Raw genomic sequence first — 12429 nt, 5'->3', positions numbered from 1 at the left:
CACCGCATGGACGAGGTCGAGGCCGCCGAACTGATCGTCGACCTCACCTACACCCTGCCCAAACGCGCCTACAAACTCGATCAACGGCCCGCCTGGGCAAGGCCGGTTGTCGCCAAGACTTCACCTTAGCTTGACGCTCAATATTCAAACTATAAGATATTATTCCACAATGTGAGACTTAAGATCTCGCCGGAGGGGACGACGCCATGACACCCAACCCGCTGCTCGGCGTGCTCTTCCACTGGCTGGGCGGCCTGTCGTCCGCCAGCTTCTACGTGCCCTATCGCGGCGTGCGCCGCTGGTCGTGGGAGATCTTCTGGCTGACCGGCGGTCTGTTCTCGTGGCTGCTGGCCCCCTGGCTGTTCGCCGGCCTGCAGACCAACGACCTGCTGGGCGTGATGGCCCAGGTCCCACCCAAGGTCGCGGGCCTGTGCATCCTGTTCGGCGTGCTCTGGGGCTTCGGCGGACTGACCTACGGCCTGACCATGCGCTATCTGGGCCTGTCGCTGGGCATGGCCGTGGTGCTGGGCCTGTGCACGGTGTTCGGCACCCTGATCCCGCCGATCTTCCGGGGTCAGTTCGGCGAGACCCTGCTGGGCACGCTGTCGGGGCGGATCATCCTGGCCGGCCTGCTGGTCACCCTGGCGGGCATCGTGGTCGTCGCCTGGGCGGGGGCAAAGAAGGACGCCGATCTGTCGGCCGAGCAGAAGAAGGCCGCGGTCGCCGAGTTCGACTTCAGGAAGGGCGTCGCCGTGGCGGTGTTCTCCGGGATCATGTCGGCCTGCTTCGCCTTCGGGCTGTCGGCCGGCGAGCCGATCAAAGCGCTGTCGGCCGCCGCCGGCACCGGCCCGCTGTGGACTGGCCTGCCGACCCTGTGCCTGGTGATGTTCGGCGGCCTGATCACCAACGGCCTGTGGTGCGCCTGGCTGATCGTCAAGAACCGCAGCGCCGGCCAGTGGCTGGGCGCGGTCAGCCCGGCCGAGGCGGCGGACAAGCCTGATACGGCGGCGTTGAAGCGCTCTCCCCTGCTGGCCAACTATCTGCTGTGCGCGGTGGCCGGCACCGCTTGGTACTTCCAGTTCTTCTTCTACACGATGGGCGAAAGCCAGATGGGCCGGTTCGGGTTCTCCAGCTGGACCCTGCACATGGCCTCGATCATCATCTTCGGCACGCTGTGGGGCTTCGCCTTCCGCGAATGGAAGGACGCCCGCCCTGGGGTCAAGGCCATGGTCTGGACCGGCGTCGCCCTGCTGGTCGGGGCGACGGTGATCATCGGCTACGGCAACCGGCTGGGGGCCTAACCCCCGGCCTCCAGGCTAAGCCTCGCGGGGTTGAAGCCCAGGGCCATGCCGATCTCCAGGGCGGCCTCGACCACCTGGGGCGCCAGCTCGGCCATCCGCGCCTCGTCCATGTATTGCGGGACGCTGGACAGGCTGATGGCGGCGACGATCGCGCCGCTGGCGTCGCGGATCGGAGCGGCGATGCAGCGGATGCTGTCGCCGCCGTCCTCCAGGTGCAGGGCGTGGCCCCGCCGCCGGGCCGCCTCCATGTCGCGCCGGAAGGCGGCCGCCTCGGGCGCGTTCGGATCGTCGGAAAACAGCGCGGCCCACCGCGCCGGCGTGTCGATCAGCAGGGCGCGACCCAGGGCGGTGTCGCGGATGCGGTTGCGGTCGCCGACCCGGTGGCGGATCTCCAGGCGGCGCCGCCCGGGGGCCTGGGCGACATAGAGCACGTCGTCGCCGGCCGCGGTTCCCAGATTGGTCGCATCCTGGGTCTCGGCCGACAGCGCCGCCAGCACCGGCCGCGCCACGTCGCCCAGGCCCAGGCGCTCGCTCGCCTGATGACCCAGTTGCACCAGCCGGCCGCCCAGCCGGTAGTCGCGCCCCACCGCCGACAGCAGGCCGCGATCGACAAGGGCCGAGGCCAGGCGATGGGTGGTGCTGCGGGTCAGCCCGACCCGTTCCTCGAACGCCTTGAGGCTATGGGCGCCCTCGGCGACGGCCTCGAGAATGTCCAGGGCTCGGTGCAGGGTCTGACTGGCGCGATCCGCGGCGGCGGACGCTTGAGGCGCGGCTGTATCCGACAAGGCGGCATCCTATCCCGATCACGCCTCTAGATAGCATTGGAATGCCGATTCCAACGATGCCTCCTGGCCGATCCCGGACCGAAATCGTCTGAACTTCGGTCCGGAGGCGTCAGGTCAGCGCGACGCCGCGTCCCAGGCCGCGACGCGATAGCCGTTGGCGTCCAGGCAGCGATTCATGGCCGCCTTGTGGGCCTCGTCCTGGGCTGTGCGCGCGGCGCGCGATCCGCCCTTGGCCTTGTCGTAGGGGACCTTGAGAACCAGGCCCGTGGCGCCCGGATCGAGGTTGCGCGCCGTGGCGCTGGACGACGAGACGTCGAACTTGTCGGTCTTGCCGGCCCGAACCTGGTCGCGGCACGCGGCGAAGGTGGTGGCGAAGGCCTTCTCGTCGGACGCCTTGGACTCCAGGCGCGGCGAATAGCCGGTCTCGCCGCCGCCCATCGCCGAGCAGGCGCCCAGGGACGCGGCGCAGATCGAGGCGGCGACGAGCGCCGACATCTTGGAATGGGTCATGAACTTGTCCTCCCAAAGCTTCGAAAGCCCCGAAGCTGAAGGAGCGCGGCGCGACCGTTCCGGTTCCGCTTGGCGGGCGGCCGGGAAGCTGCGCGCTAGGAACGCCCGTCCCGCCGATCGGTTTGAACGGGGCAGACATGGAGGAAACCAATGTCCAAAGCCCCGCCCATTCCGCCGGAACAACGCGCCTTCAAGGGCCAGAAGCCGGAGATCGAGGGCCAGTCCGGCCAGGACGACCTGCAGTCGCCCGATCCCGGCAACGCCGATGTGAATCTCAAGGAGCAGGGCCGTCACGGCAACCTGCGCCAGAACACCTCCCGCTCCGGCAACGTGCAGGACCGCTGACATGCCCGACAAGAACCCCGCCGCCGACCGCTGGGGAGGCCCCGGCGCCAGCCATGAGAACGCCAAGCGGCCGCGTCCCGACCCCACGGTCAAGGATCCGGACGATCCCGATCGCTACAGCCGCCACAGCAAGATCTCGGGCGGCGGCGGCGAGTCCGACGTCCACCACGCCCACGACCCGGACCGCAAGGCGGACTTCCAGGCGAACGACGCGCAGAAACGGAAGTCCTGAACGCCCGAAAGCCGCGCGTCCCGGCGACCACCAGGACGCGCGGCCTCATCTGAGGGTCACGCCGCGCGGCACATGGCGTCGAGGGCCTGGGGCGCGAAGTCGGGATAGTAGCCGGCCATCATCCGCTCGGCGTAGGCCACAAGATTGGGCAGGCTTTCGGCCCGGCGGCGCAGCGGGGAGTCGAAGAACGGCGTCAGGATCTGGGCCAGCATGGCGAAGACGATGGCGTCGACGCTGGTGGGCCGGTGGCCCATCATGAACGAGGTGCTCCCCAGCATCTCCGACAGGGCCGTCAGCGACCAGGCGCCCAATTCGACGATCTCGTCGGGCGAATGGCGGCCGATGCCGACGGCCTTGAGGTTGGTCTGGACCGCGCCCAGCAGGCCGTCGATGGCGTCGGCCCGCGCCTCGCCCGGCAGGCCGTCGAACCAGCGGGCCGGGCCCTTGGCGAAGTTGTCGTCGTCGAAGAACCGGAAATGGCAGCTGGCCCAGCCCAGATGGTTCTCGACCATCCGCTCGATCGCCCAGGCCTGGCCGCGCTGGGCCTTGCTGAGGCCGGCGTCCAGATCGACGCCGTAGCTGCGCTCGATATAGGCGCGGATGAAGGTGGAGTCGGCGACCTTGATCCCGTCGTCGTCGATCCACGGCAGCTGGCCCTTGGGCGAGGTCTCCGGATGGGCCGGGACCTTCTCGTACCAGAGGCCCGCCATCTTCAGATGGATCTCGGTCTTGGTGACATAGGGGCTGCCCTCGGGGAGGCCATAGGCGGGTCCGGCGGCGTAGAGCGTGATCATGATGGTCTCTCCCTGCTGAGCCGCCTTCCGGTGTCCGTCCCAGAACCCGTATTGCGACAATCGGACGCTACCGCCATCCTGCTGCCAGCATGCTGTCAGCATCGACCGCGCAGAGTGATCCCATGAGACGCGCCGAACGCCTTTTCCAGATCATCCAGATCCTTCGCCGCAACCGGCAGCCGGTCACGGCCGACGCCATGGCGTGCGAACTGGAGACCTCCAAACGCAGCGTTTATCGCGACATCGCCGCCTTGATCGGCCAGAGGGCGCCCATCCGCGGCGAGGCGGGCGTCGGCTACGTGCTGGAGGCCGGATACGACATGCCGCCCCTGATGCTGACACCCGACGAGATCGAGGCCGCCGTGCTGGGGGCCCAGTGGGTCGCCGGACGCGGCGACCCGGTTCTGGCCACCGCCGCCAACGACCTGATCGCCAAGATCGCCGCCGCCGTCCCCGAACAGCTGCGCCCCTATGTGCTGACCCCAGCCACCGGCGCCTCGCCGGCCTGGAACCAGCTGCCGGACGGGATCGACATCGCCCAGACCCGGGCCTGGATCCACGCCGGCCGCAAGATCCGCCTGGACTATCGCGACGAGAAGGGCGCGGTCAGCCAGCGCGTCGTCTGGCCGGTGACGGTCGGCTATCGCGAGACCGTCCGGATGCTGATCGCCTGGTGCGAGCTGCGCAACGACTTCCGCAACTTCCGCACCGACCGGATCGAGGGCGCCGAGTTCCTCGACGAGCGCCACGGCCAGCGGCCCGGCGTCCTTCGGACGCGCTGGCAGCGGGCCCTGGAGGAGGAGCGCAAGCGGTGGGCGGCCAAGGGCGAGGGCTGCGCGCCCTAGCGAGGGTGGATGCTCCGCTTCGGGATACGAAAACCCCGTCCTTCGACAAGCTCAGGATGAGGTTTTCGAATGCCCGGGCCTGCAATGGTCCTCATCCTGAGCTTGTCGAAGGACGAGGGCCACGCACGGCGATTGGAGGTCGATAGCCCCTAGACCCCGTGCCGCTTGGCGAACGTCTCGAACAGGGAGGGCCAGGCGGCGACCGGCTTGTCGACGATCCCGCGCAGGCCGAAACCGTGGCCGCCCTCCTCGAAGATGTGCATCTCGGTCGGGATCGCCTTGGCCTTCAGGGCCGTGAACATCATCAGGCTGTTGGCCACCGGCACGGTCTTGTCGTCGGCGGCGTGGACCAGGAACACGGGCGGGACGCGGTCGGTGACGTTCTGCTCGGGCGAATAGAGGGCGATCTGCTCCGGGGTGGGCGACGGGCCCAGCAGTTGCTTGCGTGAACCGCCGTGGGCCGGCCCGTCGACCATGGTCACCACCGGATACATCAGGCACGACAGGTCGGGCCGGGCCGACAAGTCGTCGGCGGCGTCGACCCGGTCATAGACCTTGGCGTCGAAGCGGGTGGTCAGGCTGGCGGCCAGATGTCCCCCGGCCGAGAAACCCATGATCGAGACCCGCGCGGGATCGAACTTCATCGCCGCCGCCTTCGCGCGGACCAGCCGCACGGCGCGCTGGGCGTCCTGCAGCGGGGCGTCGGGACCCGCGCCCCAGTGGTCGCCCGGCAGGCGGTAGAGCAGGACGAAACAGGTGTAGCCGCGGTCGGCCAGCCAGCGGGCGGTCTCGAAGCCCTCCTTGTCGCTGACCACGCGCTCGTAACCGCCGCCGGGCATCAGCACCACCGCCGCGCCGTTGGCCTGGGCCGGGCGGAAGACGGTCAGGGTCGGCTTGCGGGTGTGGGTCGTGGCGCGGTCGCGCAGACCGCCGGCGACGGTGCGATCGACGACGGTCTCGACGACCGTGACGCCGGCCGAGCCGGGCGGGTCGCCGGGCCACAGGGGAAGGACTTCGGTCGGATCCATCGGGGCCTTCGCGGCTTGAGCGAGCTGGTCCGGCTTGGCTTGAGCGGCGCCCGCCAGCAGCGATGTCAGCAGGCCGCCCGTCAAGGCGCCCAGGGTTCCCCGGCGATTGAACATGCGACCTCCCTAAGCGACGCGAACGGACCCTAGGGCGGGCTTCCGGTCCCGACAAGTCACCGGTGTCAATCCTCGCGGATCAGGGCGTCGCGAACCTCAGGTGATGCAGCACGATCCCGCTGGTGGTGGCCACGTTCAGCGAGTCGAAACCGCCCGCCATCGGGATGCCGATGGTCCGCGCCCGGTCCATGACGGCCTGGGACAGCCCCGGTCCCTCCGCCCCCAGCAGCACCGCCGCGCGGGCCGGCGGGTCGAGCCGCGCCAGGGTCTCGCCGGCCGCCGGGCTCAGGGCCAGGCCCTGGAAGCCGTGGCGCTCCAGCAGGCCGACCACGTCCTCGCCCGGCGTCAGCCAGGCGGTCGGCACGCTGAGCGTCGCGCCGATCGAGACCCGGATGGCCTTGCGATAGAAGGGGTCGCAGCAGTCGCCGTCCAGGATCACCCCGTCGACCCCGAACGCCGCGGCGTTGCGGAAGACGCCGCCCAGATTGTCGTGATTGGCGATGCCCATCAGCACCAGCACCACCGCGCGCCGCGCCGCCTTTTCCGGGACCTGGGCCAGCAGCGCCTCGGCGGACAACGGCTCGGGCTTGGCGCCCACGGCCAGCACGCCGCGATGGAGGTGGAAGCCGGCGATCGCGTCCAGCACGGCCTGGCCGACGACATAGACCGGAACGCCGCGCGGCAGGCCCTCGAACACCTCGCCCAGCTTGTCGGCGCGCTTGCCGTCGATCAGCAGCGACCGGACCCGTTCGGGCGCGTCGCGGACGAAGGCCCGCAGCACCGTCTCGCCCTCGGCGATGAACAGCCCCTGGCGGCCGACCAGGTCGCGCTCCTTGATGTCCCGGTAGGCCGCGACGCGCGGGTCGTTCGGATCGTCGATGGGGATCAGGTCGGGCACGGGTCCCTCGGGGAAACGGGTTTAGCGCACGCCCCGTATCGGAAGGATGGCCAGACCGCCAGCCGCCGCCAGTCCCGCGGCCACCAGATAGAGGGCGTGATAGTTGACGTGGGCCGGACCCAGCACCCACATCGCCAGGATCGGCGCCATGGCCTGGGGCAAGGTGTTGGCCAGGTTGATCACCCCCAGGTCCTTGCCCGCGTCCTTCTGCGAGGGCAGCACCTGGCTGACCAGGGCGATGTCGACGGCGTAGTAGCAGCCCACCGCGCAGCCGAAGATCACGAAGCCGGCCACCACCACCGGCCAGCTGGGCACCAGCGAGAAGACGACCATCGCTCCAGCCAGCACCAGGGCCGCGCCGGCCGCGAACAGCTTGCGGCGCTTGAGGCGGTCGGACAGCATCCCGCCCAGCATGCCGCAGGCGACGTTGGTGCAGGTGGCCACCGTGGTCAGCAGCGCCATGCCCTGCTCGGCGCGACGACCGGGAAACAGATCCGAATAGTGCAGCGCGTCCTGCAGGTAGAACAGCATGTAGCACTGGGTCAGGGTGATCGCGACCAGCACCATGAAGCGGCTGACCCAGGCCAGGGCGAAGTCGGGATGGGCCCGCGGATTGATCCAGAACCCCGACAGGAAGTCGCGCCACTTGAACGGCGGCCGCTCGCCGGCGGGCAGCGGCGTGTCGTTCAGGCCCAGGGCGAACGGGGCGATGGCCACCAGAAGCACCACACCGATGGCGAAATAGCGCGAGGCCTCGCCGACCAGCAGCCCGCCGACCAGGATCACCCCGGCCATGGCGCCGATCGGGTGGCCCAGGCTGAGAAAGGCCGCCACCCTGCCCTTCTGGTCGTCGGGCACCCGGTCGGGCAGCACCGCCAGCAGGGCCGAGAACAGCACGTTGAAGGCCAGCTGGAAGCAGACGATTCCCGCCATCAGGTGGACCGTGCTCTTGGCCATCATGATCAGGAAGTACGAGGCCACCGTGCCCAGCGCGCCGATCACCATCCAGGGACGCCGGCGACCGAAACGCGACGTCGTCCGATCGCTGATGGCGCCCGCCACCAGGTTGGCGATGCTGGCGGTGACCGCGCCGAGGACGGCGACCTGGCTCAGCACCACGGCCTTGTTCGCCGAATCGATGGCCTCGGCCTTCAGCGGCAACAGCACCTGGAACAGGGGCATGAAACTGACATAGGCCCCGATCTGGGCCAGGGTGAAGGCGGCGATGAAGCTGGGCTTCACGGGAATTGTCGGTCTTGCCGTGTCGATTCCCACCGCCTCCGCCGTCGTCATCACGCCTCCCCAACAAGACGCGGTCTGCGCCGCGATTGGCTCGGACACTGGCCCCCCGCGCCAGGGGACACAAGCCGCCAGCGACGACAAAGCAGGCGTCACGGCTTGGGAACGCGCTTTTTTGAATCGGGAGCGTCGCCTTATGCCGCGCAGTTGCTCTAGGTTGGCGGGATGAAGATGAGTCCAAGCAACCAGGACCGAAGCAACCGGGCGGGCCCATGGCGTCGGTGACGATCTATGACGTTGCGGCGCGGGCCGACGTGTCGATCAAGACCGTCTCTCGCGTGATGAACAACGAGCCCAACGTGCGGCCGCAGATGCGCGAGCGCGTGCTCGAGGCGGCCGGAGCCCTGGGCTATGCGCCGAACCTGTCGGCCCGCAGCCTGGCCGGCTCGCGCTCGTTCGTGATCGCCGTCTTCGTCGACGCCTCCCTGACCCTGGACCACTGGCGCAGCGAGCGCGGTTCGGACTACCTGCAGCGCATCCAGCTGGGCGCGACCGTCGAGACCCGCGCGGCCGGCTATCACCTGCTGGTCGAGCTGATCGACCACGACGGCCCGCGCGTGCGCCAGGAGGTCGGCGCCCTGCTGGCCGCCCTCAAGCCCGACGGCGTGATCCTGACCCCGCCGTCCTGCGACAACGAGGTCGTGCTGGAGCTGCTCGACAAGGCCGGCACGCCCTATGTGCGCCTGGGTCCGGAAAAGCCCGAGGGCGCGGGCCCCCGCGTGCACATGGACGACGTCGCCGCCGCGCGCGAGATGACCGAGCACCTGATCGACCTGGGCCACACCCGGATCGGCTTCATGGCCGGCGACCAGCGCTACGGCGCCAGCCAGGCCCGCCGCGAGGGCTACCTCGCCGCCATGAAGGCGCGCGGGCTGAAGGTCGACAAGGCGTGGGTCCGCGAGGGCGACTTCACGTTCGAGTCCGGGCACAAGGCCGCGACCGCCCTGATCGCCCTGCCCGAGCGGCCGACGGCGATCTTCGCCTCCAATGACGACATGGCCCTGGGGGCCCTGGCGGCGGCGGCCGAGGCCGACCTCTCGTGCCCCGGCGATCTGTCGGTGGCCGGCTTCGATGACAGCCCTGTCTCGCGCCTCAGCCGTCCGCAACTGACCACCGTCCGCCAGCCGCTGGTGGAGATGTCGACCCTGGCGACCAAGATGCTGATCAACGGCGGGGCCCGCAATTCGGAACCCGGACAGCGGCCCCGCGACGAACTCCTGCCCTTCACCCTGATCCACCGGGCTTCGACGGCGCCGCCGAGGGGGTGAGGTGGATCGCGGTTTCATGACCGTCCTGCGCCAGACCGCTAGAGGTACGAGCGAGTTCGACCCCCAGGGACCTAGCCAGCCGGATCTGCGCAGACTTCCCGCACGCGCCCGCGCAACCAGCGATGAGCTGGATCGGCGTCCATGCGTGGGTGCCAGAGCATCGACACCGAAAACTCGGGGACAGGCATGGGCAGTTCAAAGCTGACGAGACCGTCTCTCAGTCCCTGCGTATGACGCTCAGGCACGGTGGCGACCAAGCCCGCCGACCTCGCCAGTGAGATCGCGGTGGCGAAGCCGCCCACGACCGTGGCCACTTCGCGGACGACGCCGATACGCGCCAGAGCGTCGTCGATGAGGCCCTTGGCGAGCGCATCTCGCGATACGGCCACATGGGGCGCGGCCGCATAGCGCGCCGGCGTCATCGCGCCCGTCGTTATCTCATGCCCCTGGCGCACCATCCCGACGTAACGATCGCGAAACAGGACCTGGGTGCGAAGTTCGGGCCCCGTATCGCCTTCCACCACGCCCGTCTCGAGGTCGATAAGACCGTCGCGCAGCGGCTTGCTGTCCTTGTCGGGCTTCTGAACGAAACGCAGCTGGACGCCCGGCGCCTCGACAGCCAGGCGCCCGATCAGCGCCGGGCCGAAGGTTTCCACGAAGCCTTCGCTGGTGCGCAGGGTGAAGGCGCGCCGCATCTGCCGGAGGTCCAGCGCTTCGACCGGTCGAAGCACGGCCTGCGCGTCCTGGACAAGTTGGGCGACGCGGTCACGAAGCTCAATCGCCCTGGGCGTGGGGACCAGCTCCCGCCCAGCCCGCACCAACAGGGGATCGCCCGTCACCTCTCGCAAGCGCGCCAAGGCGCGGCTCATGGCCGAGGGACTGAGTCGCAGGCGCGAGGCCGCTCGCGTGACGCTGCCCTCGGCCAGCAGCACGTCCAGCGCCACCAGAAGGTTGAGGTCCGGAATCTGCATTCGCGCACAGTAACACCCGCCCATGACATGGCGTCAAACGCAATGAATCAGTGAAATTCGTGCGCGTTCCGCCACACCTTGGCCAGCGCTAGCTTTCATCGAACGCCGCTCTCGGCGCGAGAGGAAAGCCGATGCACAGGAACTCGCTTCAAACTTTTATCGCCGATGTCCGGGCCAGCTGGGGTCCGCTTTCGAGCGACCTGATCGCCGATTGCCGGGGCCATCTGCGGGCCCTGCTGCACGCCGCCCCGACCGAGGACTGGCTTGCCGCGCTGCTCAACGAAAAGCCGGCCAGTCAGGAGCTTTATCGCGATCCCGACCATGGCTTTGTGCTCCTGGCTCATACCGAGCAGGAGGGCCTCTATCGCCGGCCTCATGACCATGGGCGTAGTTGGGTGCTGTACGGCGTCCAAAGCGGCGACGTCGAGATGGGCAGCTACGGCCGGACCGCGGATCCGGACGGACAGGTACGCCTTGTCAAACGGGACACGACCCTGGTTCGGCCTGGAACGGCCATGACCTACCTGCCGAGCGATATCCACGACACGCACTGCAGGACCGGCCCCGCCCTGCTCTTCCGCTTCACCGAGCGCGACCTGCAGGTCGAAGACAAGCAAGAGGGCCGGATCACCCGCTACGCCGATCAGGACGGCGTGTTCCGGATCGCCCGTCCATGACAGGGCGCGGTCGCTCGACGCTGGCGATCGCCTCGGTGTTGACGGCGCTGATGCTCGTGGTGCTGGACGCCTCGATCGTCAACGTGGCGCTGCCGACCCTGGCTCGCGACCTGCGCGTCTCGCCCGCCGCGGCGGTGTTGGTCGTCACGGCCTACCAGACTGGCCTCGTCATGGCGCTCCTGCCCTGCGCGGCGCTCGGCGAAAGCCTGGGCCACCGCCGGGTTTTCATCGGCGGCGTGGCGCTGTTCACCGTGGCTTCCGGCCTCTGCGCGATCGCGCCGAACCTGGCGTGGTTGGTGGTGGCCCGCCTGGCCCAAGGCCTGGGCGCCGCGGCGGTCATGTCGCTCGGCGTGGCGCTGCTGCGGACCGTCGTCCCAGCGCACAGGCTGGGCGTGGCGATCGGCTGGAACGCCTTGGTGGTCGCCCTGACATCCGCGGCGGGTCCGACGGTCGGCGCGCTCGTCCTGTCCCTGGCGAGTTGGCCCTGGCTCTTCGCCATCAATCTGCCGCTGGGTTTCTTGGTGCTTGCAGCGGCCAACGCCCTCCCGCTCGCGCCCGGCTCGGCGCGTCGCCTGGAGCGGGTGAGCCTGGCCCTGAGCATGAGCGCGTTCGGCCTGCTGATCGTCGGCGCGGAAATGATCGTGAAGGCGCCGGCCATAGCCGTGGTCGCTTTCGCCGGGGGCGTACTGGGCCTGACGACGCTGATCCGGCGCGAAGCGTCCCACGCCGCTCCGCTCCTGCCGCTCGATCTCCTTCGCGCGCCATCGTTCCGCCGATCCGTCATCGCGTCGGCCTGCTGCTTCATCGGCCAGGGCGCGGGGCTCATCGCCCTTCCCTTCTACCTCCAGCACGGCCTTGGTCTCAGCCCCCTGGAGGCTGGCCTCTACATCACGCCGTGGCCGCTGATGGCCGCTGTGTCCGCGACGCTGGCCGGGCGCATGGCAAAGCCCTCCACGACGGCTCTGCTGTGCGCCACCGGCTGCGCCTTGCTATCCGCCGGCCTCCTCGCGGCGTCCGCCTGGCCGCTGGCCGAGGCGCCTGTCACGATCGTGCCCATCGTCATGCTCTGCGGGCTCGGCTTTGGACTTTTCCAGGTAACCAACAACCGCAACATGTTCCTTTCGGCGCCGATGGAGCGCAGCGGTGCGGCGGGTGGTCTGCAATCCATGGCGCGTCTGACCGGCCAGACAGCGGGGGTTGTCGTCATGACGCTGCTGTTCAGCCGGCTCACGCTCGACGCCGCCCCGCGCATCGGGCTAGCCATTGGCGCCCTCCTGACCCTGGCGGCCGGCCTGCTCAGCACACTTCATAAAACAGAGCGCGAGGCGCACCCGGCCTGAAGCGATGCGCTGCTGGAAAAGG

General features: G+C 69.3%; 15 protein-coding genes. 8 read left to right on the top strand and 7 right to left on the bottom strand.

The window, feature by feature from the left end; all coding sequences use genetic code 11:
- Positions 1-129 (top strand): hypothetical protein (locus ASD21_RS24635; RefSeq protein WP_235523786.1); only part of this gene is annotated, 129 nt, incomplete at its 5' end.
- Between the two features lie 77 nt (positions 130-206).
- Positions 207-1301, top strand: coding sequence for an L-rhamnose/proton symporter RhaT (gene rhaT, locus ASD21_RS07360; RefSeq protein ID WP_056438899.1), 1095 nt, complete (start codon positions 207-209; stop codon positions 1299-1301).
- Here rhaT and ASD21_RS07355 read toward each other — a convergent pair.
- Positions 1298-2086, bottom strand: coding sequence for an IclR family transcriptional regulator (locus ASD21_RS07355; protein ID WP_056438896.1), 789 nt, complete (start codon positions 2084-2086; stop codon positions 1298-1300). The genes rhaT and ASD21_RS07355 overlap by 4 nt on opposite strands.
- A gap of 114 nt (positions 2087-2200) precedes the next feature.
- Positions 2201-2596 carry a hypothetical protein gene (locus ASD21_RS07350; RefSeq protein ID WP_056438892.1) on the bottom strand — a complete coding sequence of 132 codons (396 nt, stop codon included), beginning with the start codon at positions 2594-2596 and terminating at the stop codon, positions 2201-2203.
- Between the two features lie 150 nt (positions 2597-2746).
- On the opposite strand from ASD21_RS07350, the gene ASD21_RS07345 reads away from it, so the two are divergent.
- Positions 2747-2941: a hypothetical protein gene (locus ASD21_RS07345; RefSeq protein ID WP_056438889.1), complete on the top strand. Its 195-nt coding sequence runs from the start codon at positions 2747-2749 to the stop codon at positions 2939-2941.
- A 1-nt stretch (position 2942) separates the two neighbouring features.
- Positions 2943-3173, top strand: coding sequence for a hypothetical protein (locus tag ASD21_RS07340; protein ID WP_056438886.1), 231 nt, complete (start codon positions 2943-2945; stop codon positions 3171-3173).
- A 56-nt stretch (positions 3174-3229) separates the two neighbouring features.
- On the opposite strand, the gene ASD21_RS07335 is transcribed toward ASD21_RS07340, so the two are convergent.
- A complete protein-coding gene (locus tag ASD21_RS07335) occupies positions 3230-3967 on the bottom strand; it encodes a glutathione S-transferase family protein (protein ID WP_056438883.1) in 738 nt (245 codons plus the stop codon).
- 122 nt (positions 3968-4089) lie between these two features.
- Between ASD21_RS07335 and ASD21_RS07330 the strand changes: the two genes are divergently transcribed.
- On the top strand, positions 4090-4812 hold the full coding sequence (locus ASD21_RS07330) for a helix-turn-helix transcriptional regulator (protein WP_056438880.1): 723 nt from the start codon (positions 4090-4092) through the stop codon (positions 4810-4812).
- A 149-nt stretch (positions 4813-4961) separates the two neighbouring features.
- Here the strand turns inward: ASD21_RS07330 and ASD21_RS07325 are convergent, their stop codons facing one another.
- From ASD21_RS07325 to ASD21_RS07315, 3 genes are all read right to left on the bottom strand, one after another.
- Positions 4962-5954: an alpha/beta hydrolase gene (locus ASD21_RS07325; RefSeq protein WP_056438877.1), complete on the bottom strand. Its 993-nt coding sequence runs from the start codon at positions 5952-5954 to the stop codon at positions 4962-4964.
- Between the two features lie 79 nt (positions 5955-6033).
- Positions 6034-6852: a TrmH family RNA methyltransferase gene (locus ASD21_RS07320; RefSeq protein WP_056438874.1), complete on the bottom strand. Its 819-nt coding sequence runs from the start codon at positions 6850-6852 to the stop codon at positions 6034-6036.
- 21 nt (positions 6853-6873) lie between these two features.
- Positions 6874-8145, bottom strand: a complete 1272-nt coding sequence (locus ASD21_RS07315; RefSeq protein WP_056438871.1) for an MFS transporter — start codon at positions 8143-8145, stop codon at positions 6874-6876.
- 218 nt (positions 8146-8363) lie between these two features.
- Here ASD21_RS07315 and ASD21_RS07310 point away from each other — a divergent pair, with 218 nt between their 5' ends.
- A complete protein-coding gene (locus tag ASD21_RS07310; protein WP_056438868.1) occupies positions 8364-9419 on the top strand; it encodes a LacI family DNA-binding transcriptional regulator in 1056 nt (351 codons plus the stop codon).
- Between the two features lie 71 nt (positions 9420-9490).
- Here ASD21_RS07310 and ASD21_RS07305 read toward each other — a convergent pair whose 3' ends face one another.
- Positions 9491-10390 (bottom strand): LysR family transcriptional regulator, encoded by a 900-nt coding sequence (locus ASD21_RS07305; protein ID WP_056438865.1) that lies wholly within the window; start codon positions 10388-10390, stop codon positions 9491-9493.
- A 131-nt stretch (positions 10391-10521) separates the two neighbouring features.
- On the opposite strand from ASD21_RS07305, the gene ASD21_RS07300 reads away from it, so the two are divergent.
- Together ASD21_RS07300 and ASD21_RS07295 are read left to right on the top strand one after the other, a co-directional pair.
- Positions 10522-11067: a hypothetical protein gene (locus ASD21_RS07300; RefSeq protein WP_056438862.1), complete on the top strand. Its 546-nt coding sequence runs from the start codon at positions 10522-10524 to the stop codon at positions 11065-11067.
- A complete protein-coding gene (locus ASD21_RS07295; protein WP_056438858.1) occupies positions 11064-12407 on the top strand; it encodes an MFS transporter in 1344 nt (447 codons plus the stop codon). Before ASD21_RS07300 ends, ASD21_RS07295 begins: the two co-directional genes overlap by 4 nt.
- The last annotated feature ends 22 nt before the right edge of the window (positions 12408-12429 follow it).

Source organism: Caulobacter sp. Root1455 (assembly GCF_001426905.1).
Taxonomy (GTDB): domain Bacteria; phylum Pseudomonadota; class Alphaproteobacteria; order Caulobacterales; family Caulobacteraceae; genus Caulobacter.
Note: the sequence above shows the minus strand (reverse complement) of the source record. Positions and strands in the feature narration are given on the sequence as shown.